Annotated in this window: 13 protein-coding genes and 1 pseudogene; 11 read left to right on the plus strand and 3 right to left on the minus strand. The window is 76.8% G+C overall.

The window, feature by feature from the left end; genetic code table 11:
- The first annotated feature begins 223 nt into the window (after positions 1-223).
- A complete protein-coding gene (locus GD880_RS17135) occupies positions 224-1,897 on the plus strand; it encodes an FAD-dependent oxidoreductase (protein WP_152232823.1) in 1,674 nt (557 codons plus the stop codon).
- Positions 1,894-3,126, plus strand: coding sequence for a cytochrome P450 (locus tag GD880_RS17140; protein ID WP_152232824.1), 1,233 nt, complete (start codon positions 1,894-1,896; stop codon positions 3,124-3,126). Before GD880_RS17135 ends, GD880_RS17140 begins: the two co-directional genes overlap by 4 nt.
- A gap of 39 nt (positions 3,127-3,165) precedes the next feature.
- Here the strand turns inward: GD880_RS17140 and GD880_RS17145 are convergent, their stop codons facing one another.
- Both GD880_RS17145 and GD880_RS17150 read right to left on the minus strand, forming a co-directional pair.
- The gene (locus GD880_RS17145) at positions 3,166-3,819 is read right to left on the minus strand and encodes a YbaK/EbsC family protein (RefSeq protein WP_152232825.1); all 654 of its coding nucleotides are present in this window, start codon (positions 3,817-3,819) and stop codon (positions 3,166-3,168) included.
- 17 nt (positions 3,820-3,836) lie between these two features.
- Positions 3,837-4,364, minus strand: coding sequence for a YbhB/YbcL family Raf kinase inhibitor-like protein (locus GD880_RS17150; RefSeq protein ID WP_152232826.1), 528 nt, complete (start codon positions 4,362-4,364; stop codon positions 3,837-3,839).
- A gap of 232 nt (positions 4,365-4,596) precedes the next feature.
- Between GD880_RS17150 and GD880_RS17155 the strand changes: the two genes are divergently transcribed.
- The 6 genes from GD880_RS17155 to GD880_RS17180 all read left to right on the plus strand — a co-directional run bounded on the left by GD880_RS17155 (position 4,597) and on the right by GD880_RS17180 (position 11,402).
- The gene (locus GD880_RS17155; RefSeq protein ID WP_226909778.1) at positions 4,597-5,424 is read left to right on the plus strand and encodes an alpha/beta fold hydrolase; all 828 of its coding nucleotides are present in this window, start codon (positions 4,597-4,599) and stop codon (positions 5,422-5,424) included.
- Between the two features lie 94 nt (positions 5,425-5,518).
- Positions 5,519-6,631: a LolA family protein gene (locus GD880_RS17160; protein WP_193314582.1), complete on the plus strand. Its 1,113-nt coding sequence runs from the start codon at positions 5,519-5,521 to the stop codon at positions 6,629-6,631.
- The gene (locus GD880_RS17165; RefSeq protein ID WP_152232829.1) at positions 6,628-7,626 is read left to right on the plus strand and encodes an ABC transporter ATP-binding protein; all 999 of its coding nucleotides are present in this window, start codon (positions 6,628-6,630) and stop codon (positions 7,624-7,626) included. The genes GD880_RS17160 and GD880_RS17165 overlap by 4 nt, the downstream gene beginning before the upstream one ends.
- Complete coding sequence (locus GD880_RS17170; RefSeq protein ID WP_226909779.1) at positions 7,616-8,485, plus strand: ABC transporter permease; 870 nt, start codon at positions 7,616-7,618, stop codon at positions 8,483-8,485. Before GD880_RS17165 ends, GD880_RS17170 begins: the two co-directional genes overlap by 11 nt.
- Before the next feature lie 291 nt (positions 8,486-8,776).
- On the plus strand, positions 8,777-9,778 hold the full coding sequence (locus GD880_RS17175) for a hypothetical protein (protein ID WP_152232830.1): 1,002 nt from the start codon (positions 8,777-8,779) through the stop codon (positions 9,776-9,778).
- Positions 9,779-9,863: 85 nt separating this feature from the next.
- Entirely contained in the window at positions 9,864-11,402 is a 1,539-nt protein-coding gene (locus GD880_RS17180; protein WP_152232843.1) for a Y-family DNA polymerase, read from the plus strand.
- Positions 11,403-11,495: 93 nt separating this feature from the next.
- Here GD880_RS17180 and GD880_RS17185 read toward each other — a convergent pair whose 3' ends face one another.
- Positions 11,496-14,246, minus strand: coding sequence for a PEP/pyruvate-binding domain-containing protein (locus GD880_RS17185; RefSeq protein ID WP_226909781.1), 2,751 nt, complete (start codon positions 14,244-14,246; stop codon positions 11,496-11,498).
- A 100-nt stretch (positions 14,247-14,346) separates the two neighbouring features.
- Between GD880_RS17185 and GD880_RS17190 the strand changes: the two genes are divergently transcribed.
- From GD880_RS17190 to GD880_RS17200, 3 genes and pseudogenes are all read left to right on the plus strand, one after another.
- Positions 14,347-15,171 (plus strand): MBL fold metallo-hydrolase, encoded by an 825-nt coding sequence (locus GD880_RS17190; protein WP_152232832.1) that lies wholly within the window; start codon positions 14,347-14,349, stop codon positions 15,169-15,171.
- A gap of 133 nt (positions 15,172-15,304) precedes the next feature.
- Positions 15,305-15,877 carry a dihydrofolate reductase family protein gene (locus GD880_RS17195; RefSeq protein ID WP_152232833.1) on the plus strand — a complete coding sequence of 191 codons (573 nt, stop codon included), beginning with the start codon at positions 15,305-15,307 and terminating at the stop codon, positions 15,875-15,877.
- A 136-nt stretch (positions 15,878-16,013) separates the two neighbouring features.
- Positions 16,014-18,959, plus strand: a pseudogene (locus tag GD880_RS17200) (error-prone DNA polymerase); the annotation flags it as partial.
- Positions 18,960-19,080 lie beyond the last annotated feature (121 nt).

Genomic DNA, 19,080 nt, shown 5'->3' on the forward strand with positions numbered 1-19,080 from the left:
CGACGTCGACGTCGTCGTCTCGGTCACGGCGGTGACGGTGACGGCGCCCGCCCTCCCGGGCGAGACGGGGGAGCACGGACATCCGGAGGCCTTGCGGCCAGCGTCCTTTCAGCCTGACGCTCTTTCATGGAAGAGGCGGTGGCACCGGTCGGGCGAGCGGTGGGGGACGTCCCGCCCTGGTCCCCGCACCTGACCAGGGCGTCACCCGACCGAGGAGGCGCAGATGCGACTGGTCGTGGACATGACGAAGTGCCAGGGCTACGCCCAGTGCTGCTTCCTGGCGCCCGACGCGTTCCGGATCCGGGGCCGGGAGGCGCTGCTGTACGACTCGGGGCCGGCCGACTCCGAGCGCGACAAGATCCTGCAGGCGGCCGCCGCCTGCCCCGTCCAGGCCATCCACCTCGACCGCCCGGACTACCGAGGGCCGGCGGGGGGAAGCCCGCGGGCCGCCCGCCCCGAGGCCGCGCCCGGTCCCCTGCGCCCGGACGGCCGCGTCGTCATCGTCGGCGCCTCCCTGGCGGGGTTGCGGGCGGCGGAGGCGGTCCGTGCGGAGGGCTTCGCCGGCCGACTGACGCTGATCGGCGACGAAGCGGCCGAGCCCTACGACCGGCCACCGCTGTCGAAGGAGGTCCTGGAGGGGATGCCGGTGGACCACACCGTCCTGCCCCGGCTCCGGGCGCTGGACGCCGAGTGGAGGCTCGGGGTCGCCGCCACCGGCCTGGACCTCGCTGCCAAGCGGGTGCGCCTGGACACCGGTGAGGAGGTGGGCTTCGACCGTGTGCTGATTGCCACGGGCACCCGGTCCCGGCCCTGGCCCGACCCCGCCGAGGCCCGCCTGGACGGGGTGCTCACCCTCCGCACGCAGGAGGAGGCCGCGGACCTTCGGGAGCGGCTCGCGGCGCGGCCCGGCCGGGTCGTGGTCCTCGGCGGCGGGTTCACCGGGTGCGAGGTCGCCTCGGTCGGCCGCGAGCTCGACGTGCCGGTGACGGTCGTCCAGCGCGGACCGGTGCCGCTGTTCGCCACGCTCGGCGGCGTCATCGGGGCCGTCGCGGGGGAGATCCAGCGCGAGCACGGCGTCGACCTCCGCACCGGCGTCACCGTCACGAAGCTGGAGGGGGATGACGCCGGACGGCTGCGACGTGCCCGGCTGTCCGACGGCAGCACCGTCGACGCCGACGTCGCCGTGGTGGCGCTCGGCGCCGTCCGCAACGTCGAGTGGCTTCGCGGCTCCGGCCTGGCCACCGGCGCCTGGGGCGTGGCCTGCGACGCGGGCTGCCGCGTGTTCGACCTCAACGGGCTGGTCACCGACGACGTCTTCGTCGCCGGCGACGTCGCACGGTTCCCCCACCCGATGTTCGGCTTCGAGTTCCTGGCGCTCGAGCACTGGGGCAACGCCGTCGCCCAGGCCGAGATCGCCGCCCACAACATGGTGACCGGCCAGGCGCGACGCTGGCCGCACCTGTCCGTGCCGGTCTTCTGGTCCATCCAGTTCGGCCACGTCATCAAGTCGGCCGGGGTGTCCGCCATCGCCGACGAGGTGGTCATCACCCAGGGGTCGGTGGCGGACCGGTCGTTCGTCGCGGCCTACGGCCGCCGGGGCCGCCTCGTCGCCGCCGTCACCGTCGACCAGTCCAAGTGGCTGGAGCACTACCAGCGGCTCATCGCCGAGGCGGCGCCCTTCCCGCCCCGCGAGGCCGCCGACGAGCCGGACGGGATGCGACCCGTGCCGGCCCAGATGCCCGCCCCGGTCATGCCCTGGCGGGCCAGCGAGGACGCCACCCTCGCGGTGACCGGGCACGAGCCCAGCGAGTGGCAGGCGGTGTGGCGGCCCCGCAAGCCCCGCACCCCCGCGGTGCCGGCGCCGCAACCGATCCAAGCGCAGGAGCTAAGGACATGACCGAGACCAGCCAGACCAGCCTGATGCAGCGGATGCTCGACTACGCCAACCGGCCCGACCCGTACCCGCTCTACGAGGAGCTGCGCAGGACGCCCGTCCGGCGTGAGGAGGACGGCACGTACCTGGTCGGCACCTACCGGGAGATCGTCCAGCTGCTGCACGACCCGCGACTGAGCTCCGACGCCCGCAACCGGCCCGACGGCGGCGCGGGTGCGGGGGAGGGCGACGGGATGTCCTTCAGCTTCATCCTGCTCGACCCGCCGGAGCACGACCTGCTCCGGCGGCTGGCGATGCGGCACTTCGGCCCGCCCCACCGGCCCGCCTTCCTCGACGGCCTGCGGGCGGACATGGCGCGCATCGTCCGCGAGCGCATCGACGCCTTCGCCGGCCGGCACGAGGTCGACATCGTCGACGCGCTGGCCTACCCGTTCCCGGTGACCGTGATCTGCGACGTGCTCGGCGTGCCGCACGAGGACGAGCCCCTCTTCCACGAGTGGGTCGAGGAGATCATCCAGCCCGGCGAGGCGACCGGCCCGGTCGATCTCGAGGCGCGGCGGAAGCGGGCCGAGCAGGTGATCTCCAAGGCCCGGGACTACTTCGCGGGGCTGGCCGAGGAGCGCCGCCAGGCGCCGCGCGACGACATGCTCTCCGGGCTGGTGACCGACGACGGTCCCGAGGGCCGGATGTCCGAGGACGACATGCTCAACACCGCCGTCCTGCTCCTCATCGCCGGGCACGAGACGACGGTCAACATGATCGGCAACGGCACCCTCACCCTCCTGCGCCACCCCGAGGTGATCGAGCGGCTGCGCCGGGAGCCGCAGCTGATCGCCCGCGTCTTCGAGGAGCTGATCCGCTACGACTCGCCGGTGCAGTTCGTGCCCTTCCGGACGACAGTCGCCGACGTCGAGGTGGGCGGGACCACCATCCCGAAGAACGCGGCGGTCACCCTGGTGCTCGGCTCCGGCAACCGCGATCCCGCCTTCTGCGCCGATCCCGACCGGTTCGACCCCGACCGGGAGGAACGGGAACATCTCGGCTTCGGCGGCGGGATCCACTACTGCTTCGGGGCCCCGCTCGCCCGGATGGAGACGCAGGTGGCGCTGGGGGAGCTGGTCCGGCGGCTGGAGAACCCCCGCCTCGTCAACGACCCACCCCCGTACCGGCGCAACGCCTTCCTGCGCGGCCCGCGGCACCTGCAGGTGGCGTTCGACGGCGTGCGGGACTGAGGGCGACGACGAGCACCGGGCCCGCGCGGGCCCGGCGCCCTAGGCCACCGCGAGCCCCTCGACGACCTCCGCGCCCGGCAGCGCCGCGAGCACCTCGCCGGGCAGGAGAAGCTTGGAGCCGCGGATCCCGGAGCCGATGATCGCGTGCCCGTGCGTCACCCGCGGGTCGAGCAGCAGCCGCCACGTGTCCGGGACACCGACCGGGGTGATGCCGCCGTACTCCATGCCCGAGGCCGCCACGGCCTGCTCGGTGGGCCAGAACGAGGCCTTGCGCACGTCGAGCAGCCGGCGCACGACGTTGTTGACGTCCGCCCGGGTGGTGGCCCGCACGACGCAGGCGGCCACCCGCTCCTCGCCCGCACGCTTGCCGGCCACGAGGACGCAGTTCGCCGACGCGGCGAGGGGCAGCCGGTGGGCCTCGGTCATGGCCGCGGTGTCGGCCAGCCCGGGGTCGATCTCGGCCACCAGCACCTGGGCGCCGAGGTCCGGGTGGCGGTCGGCCAGGGTGGCCAGCGCCAGGCGCACGGGCTCCGCCAGCAGCTCGGGCCGGGACAGGGCCGGCACCCACACCAGGGTCCCGAAGGCGACGGCGCCGGGCTCGCCGAGCACCGCCGTCGGCTCGGCGGGTGGGTCCTGGGGGGCCGCGGCGCCCTCGGGTGCCGCGCCCGGCGTGGTCGGCGTCTCCGCCGTCATGCGTGCTCCTCCCGCGTTCAGTTCTTGAAGGTCGCCACGAGCACCGCCCGGGCGATGGTGTGCTCCAGCAGCAGGAAGGAGGTCTTGGCCAACGAGACGTCCTCGTCCAGCTCGAGCGTCTCGGTGTCGAGCGCGTGCACGACGAAGTAGTAGCGGTGCTCGCGGTCCCCGGGCGGCGGGGCGGCGCCGGTGTAGGCGTGCTCGCCGTCGTCGTTGCGCAGGTGCATGCCCGCGCCGGGGAGCATGAGGTCCGACTGGCCGGCGCCCTGCTCGAGCTCGGTGACGTCGGCGCCGAGGTCGAGCACCGCCCAGTGCCACCAGCCCGACGGCGTGGGGGCGTCCGGGTCGAAGCAGGTCACCACGAAGCCCCGCGTCTCCTGCGGGAAGCCCGACCAGGCCAGCTGCGGGGAGACGTTGCCGCCCGCGGCGCTGTGCGTGGCGGCCATCGGCCGGCCGTCGGTGAGGTCGGCCGACGTCACCGTGAAGGACGGGACGGCGGGGAGCTTCTCGTAGGGGTCCTGCGCCAGCGGTCGGTCAAGCCTCATGGAGTCCTCCGTGCTCGGTGGGTCGAGACGCCGCCCGCGGCGCCGCCCCTCGGCCCCCAACCTAGGACATCCCCGCCGACTGCGCGGGACGGCGGGCGCGGCGTGCCGGGCTCGCCGGACGGCGGCCGGCCGCGAGGTGGCCGGCACCCAGCGGTGGCCATCACCCCTGCGGAGGGAGCCGCGCGGGCTCGCGCGCTGTCAGCATCGAGGGCGTGACCGACGGGAGCGGGGCGTGACCACCGACGGGAGCGGCTGGACCACCGGGACCGTGACGGTGGACCGCCGGTCCGTCTTCTACCGGCGCAGTGACGGCGGCCACGACGGCGTGCCGATCGTCCACGTCCACGGCTTCGCGATCTCCGGTGCCTACCTCATGCCCACGGCGCGCCGGCTCGCCGCCCACCGGACCAACGTCGTGCCGGACCTCCCCGGCTACGGCCGCAGCGAGCACCCGGGCCGCGCCCTCGGCATCCCGGCCCTGGCCGACGCCCTGCTGGTGATCCTCGACGCCCTCGGACTTCGCGAGGTCGTCCTCGTGGGCAACTCCATGGGGTGTCCGGTCAGCCTCGAGGTCGCGCACGTGGCACCCGAGCGGGTGCACCGCCTCGTCCTGGTCTCACCGGCGGGCGGCGTGCAGAACCAGCCGCTGCCGCGGGCGCTGGCCCAGCTCGCCGCCGACATCGCCCGCGAGAGCCCGCGGATGGCCCCCGTGGCGCTCCCGGACTACGTCCGCTTCGGCCCGGTCAACGCCCTGCACCTGTTCAGCGAGCTCACCCGGTTCCCCTCGCTCGAGCGCCTGCTGCGCACACCGGTGCCCTCGCTGGCCGTGCTCGGCACCCGGGACCCGCTCATGCCCCCGCCGCACCGCGTGCGGGAGGTGGGGCGGCTGGCGCCGGCGCACGTGACGGTCGCGGTCGTCGAGGGCGCGGCCCACGCCATGAACTTCAGCCACCCCGGCGAGCTGGCGCACGTCATCTCCTCCTGGCTCGATGGCCGGGAGATCACCGACGACCCCGGCGAGCCGGGCCGGGCCCGCGTGCTGCAGATCGACCGGGCCTGACGGCGCCGCCGCGCCCGGGGCCGGCCGGATCGGGGCTGGCGCGCGCACCTGGGGCGACGTAGCGTTCGGGACGAGACGCCTGTGAGGTGGTCAGATGGCCCGAACCTGGACCCGGTGGGTGCCCGTCGCCGCGGTGCCCGCCGCCGTCGCCGCGGTGCTCGCCGCCTCCCAGGCCGGCGCCGCCGCCGACCTGCCCGAGAAGTCCCCGCAGCAGGTCCTCGCGCTCATGGCCCAGCGCGACGACGCGCCGTTCTCCGGGACCTTCCGGCAGACCTCCGACCTCGGCCTGCCCGCCCTGCCACCGGGCGCCGGAACGGGATCGGGCACCGGCACGGCATCGGGCGCCGGCCTGACGCCCGCCGAGCTGCTCGACGTGCTCACCGGCTCCCACACCGGACGGGTGTACGTCGGCGGCCCCGACACCGCCCGGCTCCAGGTCATGGACGCCCTCGCTGAGCGCGACGTCGTGCGCCACGGCACCGACGTCTGGCTCTACGACTCCCGGGAGAACGCCGCCACCCACCTCACCCTGCCCGCCGAGAACGGGACGGCCGGGCCCCACGAGGGCGGGACGGGGGCGGCCGGGACGGCCAGCCCCGACCAGCTGGCCGACCGGATCGTCCGCGAGGTCGGGCCCACCACCACCCTCGCCGTCGGCAAGGACGTCGAGGTCGCCGGGCGCCCGGCCTACCAGCTGGTCCTCACGCCCAAGACCGCTGACACCCTCGTCGGGTCCGTGGAGATCGCCGTCGACGGCGCGACCGGCCTGCCGCTGCGCCTCGCCGTGCTCGCCCGCGACCACGCCAAGCCCGCGTTCGAGGCCGCCTTCACCGCCCTCGACCTCGGCGCCCCGGACGCCGCCCGGTTCGCCTTCACCCCGCCCCCGGGGGCGAAGGTGACGGAGAAGGCCGTGCCGCAGCACGACGGCGCCGCCGGCACCGGCACCCCGGGAGGCGGCCCCCAGGCGCGCCCCCAGGCCAGCGGCCCCGAGCCGACGATCGTGGGCTCTGGGTGGGACGCCGTCGCCGTCCTGCCCGCCGGTACCGTCGACCCCGCCGCGGTGCCGATGCTCCAGCAGGCCAGCCAGCCCGTCGCCGGCGGGCGGGTGGTGTCCTCCCGCCTGGTCACCGCGATGCTCGCCGACGACGGCCGCGTGCTCGTCGGCGCGGTCCCGCTCGAGCGGCTCCAGGCCGCCGCCGGGAAGTGAGCGGCGGGCCGACGAGCGCCGCGGCCGCGGACCGGCCCGAGCTCGCCGTCGAGACCCACCACCTCACCAAGCGGTTCGGCCACCAGCTCGCCGTCGCCGGCATCGACCTGGCCGTCCCGCGCGGCAGCGTCTTCGGCTTCCTCGGCCCCAACGGCTCGGGCAAGACCACCACCATCCGGGTGATGCTCGGCCTGGCCCGCGCCACCGGCGGGGAGGTGCGGGTCCTCGGCCGGGACATGCCCCACGACCTGCGCCAGGTGCTGCCCCGGGTGGGCGCCCTGGTCGAGGGGCCGGCGTTCTACCCCTTCCTCTCCGGGGCCGCCAACCTCCACCGGCTCGACACCGCCAACCGCCACGCCCCCGGGGCCACCCGGGCCGCCCGGGTGCGGGCCGCGCTCGAGCGGGTCGGGCTCGCCCACGCCGCCGAGAAGAAGGTGCGGGCCTACTCGCTGGGGATGAAGCAGCGGCTGGGCCTCGCCGTCGCCCTGCTGTGCCCGCGCGAGCTGCTCGTCCTCGACGAGCCGACCAACGGGCTGGACCCGCAGGGCACCCGCGAGGTGCGCGCGCTGGTGAGCTCGCTGGCCGCCGGGGGCACCACCGTGTTCGTCTCCAGCCACCTGCTCGCCGAGGTCGAGCAGATGTGCACGCACGTCGGGGTGATGAGCGCCGGCGCGCTCGTGGCCCAGGGCAGCCTCGAGGACCTCCGCCGCGCCGGCCAGGCCCGGCTGCGCCTCCTGACCCCCGACGTCGCGGCCGCCCGGCGCGAGCTCGCCCGGCTCGGCGTCGTCGCCGACGACGTGCTCGGCCCGCCGCCGGGCGCCGACGGCGCCGCGATGGTCACCGCGCCGCTGCCCGAGCACGCGCCGGCGCCGGAGACGATCGTGGCGGGCCTGGTGGGCGCCGGGGTGCGGGTGCGCGGCTTCACGGTCGCGGCGGCCAGCCTGGAGGAACGCTTCGTGGCCCTCACCGGGGAGGGGTTCGACGTTGCCCGCTGACGTGCCGCTCGCGATTCCCGAGCGCCGGGCCGCGCCGCCGGCCGCCGGGTGGGCGCTGCTGGGCTCCGAGCTCGCCGTGCTCTTCCGGCGCCGGCGCACCTGGGCGATGCTCGTGGCGCTCGCGGCCATCCCGGTGCTCATCGCCGTCGCGGTGAAGCTGTCCTCCACGCCCCCGGGGCCGGGGGAGGGCCCGCCCTTCCTCGACCGGGTGACCCAGAACGGCCTGTTCGTCGCGATGACCGCGCTGGTGGTCACCATCCCGCTGTTCCTGCCGCTGACCATCGGCGTGGTCGCCGGCGACACCGTCGCGGGGGAGGCCGGCCTCGGCACGCTGCGCTACCTGCTCGTCGCGCCGGCCGGCCGGGCGCGCCTGCTGGCGGTGAAGTACGCGGGTGCCGCGGCGTTCTGCCTGGCGGCGACGCTGACGATCGTGCTGGTCGGCGCCGCCATCGGGGCCGCACTGTTCCCGGTGGGCCCGGTGACGCTGCTGTCGGGCGACACCATCGGGGTGGGGGAGTCGGTGGTCCGCGCGCTGCTCGTGGCGGCGTACGTGACGGTCTCCCTGCTGGGGCTCTCCGCCGTCGGCCTGTTCGTCTCCACCCTCACCGAGGTGCCGGTCGGGGCGATGGCCACGACGGTCGTGCTCGCCGTCGTCGCCCAGGTGCTCGACTCGCTGAGCCAGGTGGCCTGGCTGCACCCCTGGCTGTTCAGCCACTACTGGCTCGGCTTCGCCGACCTGCTGCGCCAGCCGGTGCTGTGGGCCTCCTTCGGCGACAACCTGCGGCTGCAGGCCGGGTACGTGATCGTGTGCGGCGCGCTGGCCGCCTGGCGGTTCCTGACCAAGGACGTGCTGTCCTGACGTCGGCGGCCGCCGCCGAGGAGCCGACCTCCGGCGGTCCCGCCGAGGAGCCGACCTCCGGCGGTCCCGCCGAGGAGCTGGCCCGACGCTAGGGGCGCCGGAGGAGGTGCTCCGCCCATGGCACCGGGGGCCGCCGATGTCGGTGGTCGACGCGATGCTCCAGAGGCGGGACGCCCGCCCCCGTCCCCAGGGCGGTGGGGCGCGGTTGACAAGCCTGGACCGTGGTCGAAAACTAAGAGTGTTCGAACCCATGTTCGAACGAGGTGTGTCAACGAGGGACGAGGAGGGGCCATGGGGACCGTGCTCACGGCCGTGCGCGCCGAGCCGTGTCCCACGGATCAGGACCGGCTGGCGGCGGCCCGGGCTGCGCTCACCCGCGCCGAGCTGGCCGCCGGCCTGCGGACCCGGCTGGACGGCCCGCCGGCGACGGCGGTCCCGGCGCCGGGGCCGCGCCTGACCACCAGCCCGGCGCTGGTCGCCGTCCCCGGGGACCACGCGCGGTCCGTGCCGTCCTCGCCGGACCTCGCCGGCGCCTCGGCCGCCCCCGACGCGGGGGCGGTGCCGGACGCCGGCCCCGTCCCCGGCGACGACCGGTACCTCCCGGTGCCCGGTGCGCTCGCCCCGCTCTTTCCCGCCGGGGCGCTGGCCCGCGGCAGCGTCGTCCAGGTGACAGGCTCCACCTCGGTGCTGCTGGCCCTCGCCGGCGCCGCCAGCGCCGACGGGGCCTGGTGCTCGCTCGCTGCCCTGCCCGATGTCGGGTGGCGGGCGGGCGCCGCGGCCGGGCTGGCCCTGGACCGGGTGGCGGTGGTGCCGCGCCCCGGCCCGGACGCCGCCGCGGTGGTCGGGGCGCTGGTGGACGGCTTCGACGTGCTCGTCGTCGGCCCGTGCCCGGCGCTGGGAGAGCGGGACCGCCGCCTCCTGGGCTCTCGGCTGCGGACCCGCGGGGCCGTGCTGCTGAGCACCCACCCCTGGCCCGGCGCCCACCTCGTCCTGCGCGCGGCGGCGCGGAGCTGGGACGGTCTCGGCCAGGGCTGGGGCCACCTGGGGGACCAGGAGCTGACGGTGCGCGCCACCGGGCGTGGTGGTGCCGTGCGCGCCCGCGAGGTCCGGATCAAGGTGGGCGCGGAGGGGATGCGCGCGCCCGCGCGGACCGCCGCGATGCCCGCCGCGGGACCGGCCGGGGCTCCGGCCGCGGGCAACCTCGCCCTGCCCGCGGGCCGCCTCGACCCGGCCGCGGGTCTCCTCGACCCGGCTGCGGCGAGCCCGGACGCCGCCCTGCTGCGGGCGGTGTGACGTGGCCCCGTCGGAGGGGCGGGCGGCGCGCCGCGGCGTGCTGTGGGTGCCGGACTGGCCGGTGGCCGCCGCCGTCGCCGAGGGGATGGTCGACCCCCAGGTGCCGGTCGCGGTGCACGACAACCGCGGCGTCCTCGTCGCCTCCGCCCCCGCCCGCGCGGCCGGGGTGCGGCGCGGCATGCGCCGGCGCAGCGCCCAGCAGCTGTGCCCCGAGCTCGTGCTGCTGCCCACCGACCCGGTGCGCGACGCGCGCGCGTTCGAGCCGCTCGTCCAGGCCGTGGAGACGGTGGTGGCCGAGGTCGAGGTGGTGCGCCCGGGCATGGTGGTCTTCCTCGCCCGCGGCCCGGTGCGGCACGTGGGCTCCGAGGAGGGCCTCGCCGAGCTGCTCGTGGGCACTGTCGCCACGGAGACCGGCGCCGAGTGCCAGGTGGGCCTGGGCGACGGGCTGCTCGCCGCCATGCTCGCCGCGCGCGCCGGGGTCCTCGTGCCCGCCGGGGCGGAGGCCACCGCGGCCTTCCTCGGCGGGCAGGACGTCGGCGCCCTGGCCCTGGCCGCCAGCACCCGGCAGGCGGACGCCGAGACGGCCGAGCTCGTCGACCTGCTGCGCCGCCTGGGGCTGCGCACCCTAGGTGCCTTCGCCCGGCTGGAGACCGGCGACGTCGCCGCCCGCTTCGGCACCCGCGGCCTCCTCGCCCACCGCCTGGCCCGGGGCCTGGACGCCCGCCCGCCCGCCACGCGCCGCCCGGAGGACGACGTCCTCGCCGCCACCGAGCTCGACCCGCCCGCCGCGCGCGCCGACGTGGCGGCCTTCGCCGCCCGCGCCCTGGCCGAGCAGCTCACCGAGCGCATGCTGCGCCGCGGGGTGCTGTGCGCCCGGCTGCAGGTCACCGCCCGCACCGAGGACGGCAACGAGCTGGTCCGCACGTGGAGCCTCGACGGCGCCCCCACCGCCGCCGAGCTGACCGACCGGGTGCGCTGGCAGCTCGAGGGCTGGCTCGCCGGGCGCAGCGGGCGGGCGCCGTCGGCCCCGCTGACCCACCTGGAGCTGGCGGCGCAGGAGGTCAGCCCGGCCGGGGCGGTGCAGGACGGGCTGTGGGGCCGCTCGCTGCGCGGGCAGGTCCAGGCCGGGCGGGCCGCGCTGCGCGTGCAGGGCCTGCTCGGCGCGGAGGGGGTGCTCGTCCCCGTGCTCCAGGGCGGGCGGGACCCGCGGTCCGGCGCCCGGCTGGTGGCCTGGGGCGACGACCCGGCGCCGCTGCGCCGCCCGGACGCGCCGTGGCCGGGGCAGGTGCCCGCGCCGTGGCCGGCCACCGTGCCGAGCGACCCGGTGCCGGTCGGGCTGGTCGACGCCGCGGGGGCCACCGTGCGGGTGGACGCCCGCGGGCGGGCGAGCGCCGCCCCGGCGCGCGTCGTCGTGCCCGCGCCCGACCGGCCCGAGGGGCCGGCGCCGGTGGCGGCGGGGGAGTACCCGCTGCTGGCCTGGGCCGGGCCGTGGCCGGTGACCGAGCGGTGGTGGAGCGCCGAGGGGCGGCGCCGGGCCTACGTCCAGGTGGTCCCGGACGGCGCGCCGGCCCTGCTGCTCGCCGTCGAGCGCGGCGCCTGGCAGGTCGAGGGCGTGTACGACTGACGGCGCCGCGGTGCGCCGACCTGCTGCCGGTGCCGGTGCCGGCGCAGGTGCCGGTGCCGGTGCCGGCGCAGGTGTAGGTGCCGGGGAAGCGTGTCAGGGCGCTCCGCTGCCCAGAGTCACGGTTCCGGCGGACCCGTCGACCGTGACGGTGTCCCCGGTGCGGATGCGCGCCGTCGCCTCCGGCACGCCGACGACCGCCGGGATGCCGTACTCGCGGGCGACGACCGCGCCGTGCGACATGGCCCCGCCCATCTCCATCACCAGCGCGCCGGCGGTGAGGAACAGCGGGGTCCAGCCCGGGTCGGTGGACGGGGCCACGAGGATCTCGCCCGGCTCGAGGCGGGCACCGGCGGGCTCGAGGACCACCCGGGCCCGCCCGGTCACGGTGCCGGGGGACGCCGGCGCCCCGGAAAGCGTCCCGGGTGAAGCGCCGCCGGCGGCCGCCGCCTCGGCGGCGATGGCTGCCTCGACGTCGGTGCCGTCGGAGAGCAGCACGCGCGGGACGTGGCGGCGGCGCGTCTCCCGCTCGTAGACCCGCCGGCGCTCCGCCACCACCTCGTGCAGGTCCGCGCCGCGCAGGCCGACCCGCGCCTCGGCGAGGTCGAGGAAGAAGACGTCCTCCACCGTCGCGATCCGCCCGGCGGCCGCGAGCGCCGCGCCCACCTGGGCGACCTGGCGGCGCAGCGCGGCGAGCACGAGCACCAGGGCGAACTTGGGCTGCTCGCGCAGCCCGGCGGCGGCCCGGGCGCGACGCAGGCCGTAGCCGACCACCCGGCCGCGGAGCCGGCCGCGCCGCTCCGCCCGCCGGGTGAGCTCCGCCGCCATCGCCTCCGCCTCCCGGGCGGCCCGGGCGAACTGCCGGTCCGGGGCCTGCTCGGGGTCGGCGAGGCGGAGGTAGTTGGCCAGGACGTTGACGATGTGGGTGGGGTCGTCGGCCCAGCGCGGCACCCCCAGGTCGATCTCGGCGACCGCACGGTGCCCGTAGCGGGCGAGGAAGTCGCCGAGGGCGTGCTGGGCGACCGGCGGGAGGGACCCCTCGGCGTAGCGGCGCGCGACCACCCGGGGGTCCGCGTCCCGCAGTGCGGCGGCGGAGGCGGGGTCCTCGCGCACCAGGGTGGCGGTGCGCCACAGCTCCAGGTCCATCTCCGTGGTGACGTTGTTGGGCAGCCCCTGGAGCACCGTCGGCAGCTCGCCGGGCCGGGCGAGCGGGCCGAGCAGCCCCCGGGCGACGCCGAACCAGATGTAGGCGGCCACGGCGGGGGCGACCTGGTCGATCACGACCATCATGAGGTCCGGGCCGAGCTGCTGCTCGACGAGGTCCAGCCGCTGCTCGGGCCGGGCGCGGTCGGGCAGGTCCGCAGCCTCGCGGGCGGCCTGCGCGGCGCGCCGGCTGCGGTCCGTCGCGGCCGCCGGCCGCACCAGGGCGACGGCCACCTGCGGCAGCGCCTTGAGCTGGGGCAGCGAGCGGTACATCCCCAGCAGGGAGCGCGGGGTCCACCCCTGGGTGACGGCGAAGCGCGGGTCCTCCATGAGCCGGTGGATCACCGCCACGGAGCGGGCATCCGCGATCCTCATCGCCCGGGCGAACATCGCCCGCCCGCCCGTGGTCCGCAGCGAGCCGGTCATGTCGAGGTACAGGCGCAGCCCGGGGTGGGCGTACCGGAAGGTCTCGGCCGACCCGGGCGCCGTGGGCCGGTAGCGCACCAGCATCGTGTCGAACACCGACAGGCCCATCGGGGTCATCGGGCCGGTGATGCCCTGCAGCAGGCTGGCGCACAGGTAGACCCGCGAGCCGTCGTCGGCGTCCGGCTCGGGCAGCGGGTACAGCGTGGTGATGGGCCGGGACTGCACCACCCAGATCCGCCCGTCCGCCCCGACGGCCCACTCCACGTCCTGTGGCAGCCCGGCCCCCTGCTCGGCGCGCGCCCCCAGCCGGGTCAGCTCACGCACCTGGGCGTCGGTGAGGCACAGCCCGGGCGTGGCATCCTCGGCCGGCCCGGGCCGCTGGCCGGGCGTGCGGCGCAGGATCTCGCCCGTCGCGGTGTCCACCACCCACTGGTCGGGGTTGACCGCTCCGCTGACCAGCGCCTCGCCCAGCCCCGGGGCGGCGTCGACGACCGTCTCCCCGCGTCGGCCGGTGAGGGGATTGGCCGTGAAGAGCACCCCGGACACTGCCGCCTCGACCATGACCTGGACGACGACGGCGATGCCCACCGCCCGGTGGTCGATGCCGTTCGCCTGCCGGTAGGCCACCGCCCGGTCGGTCCACAGCGAGGCCCAGCACCGGCGCACGGCGTCGAGCACCGCCTCGGCGCCGACGACGCCGAGGAAGGTGTCCTGCTGGCCGGCGAAGCTGACCTCGGGCAGGTCCTCGGCAGTGGCCGAGGAGCGCACCGCGACCGGGACGTCCGGGCCGAGCGCGGCGTAGGCGGCGTGGACGGCCGCGGCCGTCGCGGCCGGGACCGGGGTGGCGCGCAGCCGGGACCGGGCCTGCGCGGCCGGGACGGCGAACGCCGTGCGCAGCGTCGTCGGGGCCCGCCCCTGGGCCGCCGATGTGGTGTCGGCCGCCGCGCCGGCTCCCGCCCCGCTCCCCACCGGCCCGTCGCCCTCGGCCGGCTCGGCAGCGAGCGCCGCCACCGCCGCGCCCAGGTCGGCGTCGGCGGCGGCCCGGTCGTAGGCGGCGGTGGTGACGCAGAACCCGTCGGGCACCGGCAGCCCGGCGCCCAGCAGCGCGGACAGGCTCGCCGCCTTCCCGCCGGCGACCGCCACGGCGCGCGCCCGGGGGTCGGCGAGCGGCACCACCAGCGGGGCCCCGCGGGGCGCGAGCGTCACGTCACCGTCCACGGTTGCCCCCTCGACGACACGTGACGCCGAGGATAGTCCGCGGCCGCGGTCCGCGCGCGAGAGGCTGGGCAAATCAGGCGCGGATGGGCAGGATCGCCCCATGACCGTCTGGATCTGCCGCACCTGCGCCGTCGAGCACCCCGACACCGACCACCCGCCGCAGGTGTGCGAGATCTGCGCCGATGAGCGGCAGTGGGTGCCCGCCGCCGGCCAGCGGTGGACCACGCTCGAGGAGCTGCACACCCCGGAGCGGAAGATGGCGGTCGAGGAGGTCGAGCCCGACCTGTTCGGCATCACCGTCGACCCGGAGGTCGGCATCGGGCAGCGCGCGCTGCTCGTGCGCACCCGGGCGGGCAACCTGCTGTGGGACCCCACCGGCTACCTCGACGACGACACCGTCCGGCGGGTGCGCGACCTCGGGCCCGTGGTCGCCATCGCGGCGAGCCACCCGCACATGTTCGGCGTCCAGGTCGAGTGGAGCCGTGCCCTGGGCGGGGTCCCGGTGCTCGTCAACGAGGCCGACGCCCGCTGGCTCGCCCGCCCCGACGCGGCGGTGCGGTCCTGGTCCGGCACCCTCGAGGTCGTGCCCGGGGTGACCGTGCACCAGATCGGCGGGCACTTTCCGGGCAGCGCCGTCGCGCACTGGCCGGCCGGTTCCGGCGGGGCCGGGGCGCTGCTGGCGGGCGACACGATCTCGCCGAACCCGGACCGGGTCACGGTCTCGTTCATGCGGAGCTACCCGAACCGCATCCCGCTGTCGGGGGCGGTCGTCGAGCGGCTGGCGCGCGCCGTCGAGCCGCTCGCCTTCGACCGGCTCTACGGCAACTTCGCCGGCGTCGTCCCGGCCGGCGCCAAGGCCGCCGTGCGGTACTCGGCCGCCCGGCACATCGCCTGGGTCAACGGCGAGCACGACGACGAGACCTGACCGGCAGCGGCTGCGCGGAACGACGGCGACTGACGGATCCCGCCCCGAACCTCGCGCGGGCGCCGTGCTGGGCGGGCACACTGAGGCCTGCCGGCCGGACGTGCCGGGTACGGCGACGACCACGGGAGCGGCGATGCGTCAGGTCATCCTGCACATGGGAATCTCGCTGGACGGCTACATCGAGGGCCCGAACCGGGAGATCGACTGGCACGTCGTCGACGACGAGCTGCATCAGCACATGAACGACTCGTTGCGCCCGATGGGCGCGTTCCTCCACGGCCGCGTCGTCTACGAGCTCATGGAGGACTTCTGGCCCACCGCCGACGCCGACCCCGCCGCGCCCGACATCATCCGTGAGTTCGCCGGGATCTGGCGGGAAAAGCCCAAGTACGTCTACTCCCGCACCCTGCAGGAGGCGGGCTGGAACAGCACCATCGTGCGCGACGTCGTTCCCGAGCAGGTCGCGGCGCTCAAGGCCGAGCCCGGCGGCGACCTGGTGCTCGGCGGGGCGGACCTGGCCGCGGCGTTCCTCCGGCACGACCTGATCGACGAGTTCCGCACCTACGTCCACCCCGTCCTCATCGGCCGCGGCAAGCCGCTGTTCGCCGACGCCGGGGCGCGGCTGCCGCTGCGGCTGGTCGAGACCCGGACCTTCGGCAACGGCGTCGTGCTGCTGCGCCACCGGCGGGCGCGCGAGGCGGGCTGACGCGCCGCCTTGGCCTCGCGAATCGTCCTCTCCCTGCCGTGAGCCACTGTCGGGACATGTCGTCGTCCGACCGAGCGCGAACGACGCCGCTCGAGCCGAGGAACTTCGAACGCACGTTCGATATACTGCACGGGTGGCGGTCCCCTACGCCGAGCTGCACGCGCACTCGGCCTTCAGCTTCCTCGACGGCGCGAGCCAGCCCGAGGAGCTCGCCGCCGAGGCCGCCCGCCTGGGGCTGGAGGCGCTGGCCCTGACCGACCACGACGGGCTCTACGGCGTGGTGCGCCTGGCCGAGGCGGCCCGGTCCCTGGGCCTGGCCACCGTGCTGGGCGCCGAGCTGAACCTGGCCACCACCGGGCGTGCCGGCGGGGCCACGGCGGCCGGGGCCGGCGGGCAGATGGATCCCGACGGCTCCCACCTCCTCGTGCTGGCCCGCGGCCCGGAGGGCTACCGGCGTCTCTCGCGCGCCCTGGCCCGGGCGCACCTGTCCGCGGGGGCCAAGGGCCGGGCCGACTACGACCTCGAGGACCTCGCCGCCCAGGCGGGCGGGCACTGGCTGGTGCTCACCGGCTGCCGCAAGGGCGCGGTGCGCCGGGCCCTGGAGGGGGCCGACGGCGAGCGGGCCGCGCGCGCCGAGCTGGACCGGCTCGCCGCCCTGTTCGGGCGGGACAACGTGGCCGTGGAGATCACCGAGGACGGGCCGGCGGCCTCCGCCCGCAACGACGCCCTGGCGGAGCTCGCGCGGGCCGCCCGCCTGCCGCTGGTGGCCACCGGCGCGGTGCACTGCGCCCGCCCCGGCGACCAGGTGCTCGCCGACGTCCTGGCCGCCACCCGGGCCCGCGCGAGCCTGGAGGAGATCGACGGCTGGCTCCCCGCCTCCCCGGCCCACCTGCGCTCGGGGGCGGAGATGGCCGCCCGGCACCACCGCCACCCCGACGCCGTCGCCGCGTCGGTGGCGCTGGCCGCCGGGTGCGCCTTCGACCTCCAGCTCGTCGCGCCGGACCTGCCCCCGCACCCCGTCCCGCCCGGGCACACCGAGGCGACGTGGCTGCGCGAGCTGACCTCCCGCGGCGCCGCCGAGCGCTACGGCCCGCGCGGGGCGGAGCGCGTGTCCGGCGCCTACGCGATGATCGAGCACGAGCTGGAGGTCATCGAGCAGCTGCACTTTCCCGGCTACTTCCTCATCGTCCACGAGATCGTGGAGTTCTGCCGGAGCCGGCACATCCTGTGCCAGGGCCGGGGATCGGCGGCCAACTCCGCGGTCTGCTTCGCGCTGGGCATCACCGCCGTGGACGCCGTCCAGCACCGGCTGCTCTTCGAGCGCTTCCTCTCCCCGGGGCGCTCGGGCCCGCCGGACATCGACCTCGACATCGAGTCCGGCCGGCGCGAGGAGGTCATCCAGTTCGTCTACGAGCGCTACGGGCGCGAGCACGCCGCCCAGGTGGCCAACGTCATCTCCTACCGGCCCCGCTCGGCGGTGCGCGACGCCGCCCGGGCCTTCGGGTACGACGTCGGCCAGCAGGACGCGTGGTCGAAGAGCATCGAGCGGTGGGGCAGCCTGCGCGGCCCCGACGACGGCCAGCGCGGCACGGAGGTGCTCACCCGGGACGGGCGGGCCCCGGCCCCGGCGGACGACGTCAGCGGCATCCCCGACCCCGTGCTCGACGTCGCCGAGCGGATGCTGCGCCTGCCCCGGCACCTGGGCATCCACTCCGGCGGCATGGTGCTGTGCGACCGGCCGGTCATCGAGGTCTGCCCGGTGGAGTGGGCCACCATGCCCGGGCGCACGGTGCTGCAGTGGGACAAGGACGACTGCGCCGACGCCGGGCTGGTGAAGTTCGACCTGCTGGGGCTGGGCATGCTCACCGCGCTGCGCCTGGCCTTCGACGCGATCAACGCCCCCGGCTACCGCGCGGACGCGGACGCGAGGGGCGCCGAGATCGGCCTGCACTCCCTGCCCCAGGAGGACCCGGCCGTCTACGACCTGCTGTGCGCGGCGGATACCGTCGGGGTCTTCCAGGTGGAGTCGCGCGCCCAGATGGCCACCCTGCCGCGGCTGCGGCCGCGGTGCTTCTACGACATCGTCGTCGAGGTCGCGCTCATCCGGCCCGGGCCCATCCAGGGCGACTCGGTCAACCCCTACATCAACCGGCGGCTGGGCCGGGAGAAGGTGACCTACCTGCACCCGCTGCTCGAGCCGGCGCTGTCGAAGACCCTCGGCGTGCCGCTGTTCCAGGAGCAGCTCATGCAGATCGCCATCGACGTCGCCAGCTTCTCCCCGGCGGAGGCGGACCAGCTGCGCAAGGCCATGGGCTCCAAGCGCTCGACCGAGCGGATGGAGGCCCTGCACGGCCGGCTGCTGGCCGGGATGGCCGCCAACGGCGTGACCGGGGAGGTGGCCGAGGCGATCTACGACAAGCTCAAGGCCTTCGCCGACTTCGGCTTCCCGGAGTCGCACGCCTTCTCCTTCGCCTACCTCGTCTACGCCAGCGCCTGGCTCAAGGTGCACCACCCCGAGGCGTTCTTCGCGGCCCTGCTCGCCGCCCAGCCGATGGGCTTCTACTCCCCGCAGTCGCTGGTGGCCGACGCCCGCCGGCACGGGGTGGCGGTGCGCCGCGCCGACGTCAACGCCTCGGCGGCCCAGGCCCAGGTGGAGCGGCTGGTCACGGGGGAGGCGTCAGCTTCCGCTCACCCCGGTGAGACGCCGAGTCCGGCACGAGACGGCGACGTCGGCACGGTCCCGGCGCCCGCAGCCGCCGGCACGCGGCTGCAGCCCCCGGCGTCCGCCGCCGCCGGCACGCGGCTGCAGCCCCCGGCGTCCGCCGACGCCGCCGGTCTCGTCCGCCCCCACGCCCACCTGGCCGTGCGCCTGGGGCTGGCGCCGGTGCGCGGGGTGGGGGAGAAGACCGCCGAGCGGATCGTCGCCGAGCGCGAGCGCGGCGGCCCGTTCGCCGACCTGCCGGACCTGGCCCGGCGGGTGGACCTCACCGCGGCCCAGCTCGAGGCGCTCGCCACCGCCGGGGCGCTGGGGTGCTTCGGGCTGGACCGGCGCGAGGCGCTGTGGGCGGCCGGGGTGCTCGCGGGCGAGCACGGCACCCGGCACGCCGGGCGCCGCCGGGCCGCGCCCCACCGGGCCGCGTCGGCAGCGGGCCGGGCCGCGGGGCGGGCCGCGGGGCGGGCCGCTGGCCGGGCCGGCGCTGCGG

It is taken from the genome of Georgenia ruanii (assembly GCF_009193175.1).
In the GTDB taxonomy this organism is placed as follows: Bacteria; Actinomycetota; Actinomycetes; order Actinomycetales; family Actinomycetaceae; genus Georgenia; species Georgenia ruanii.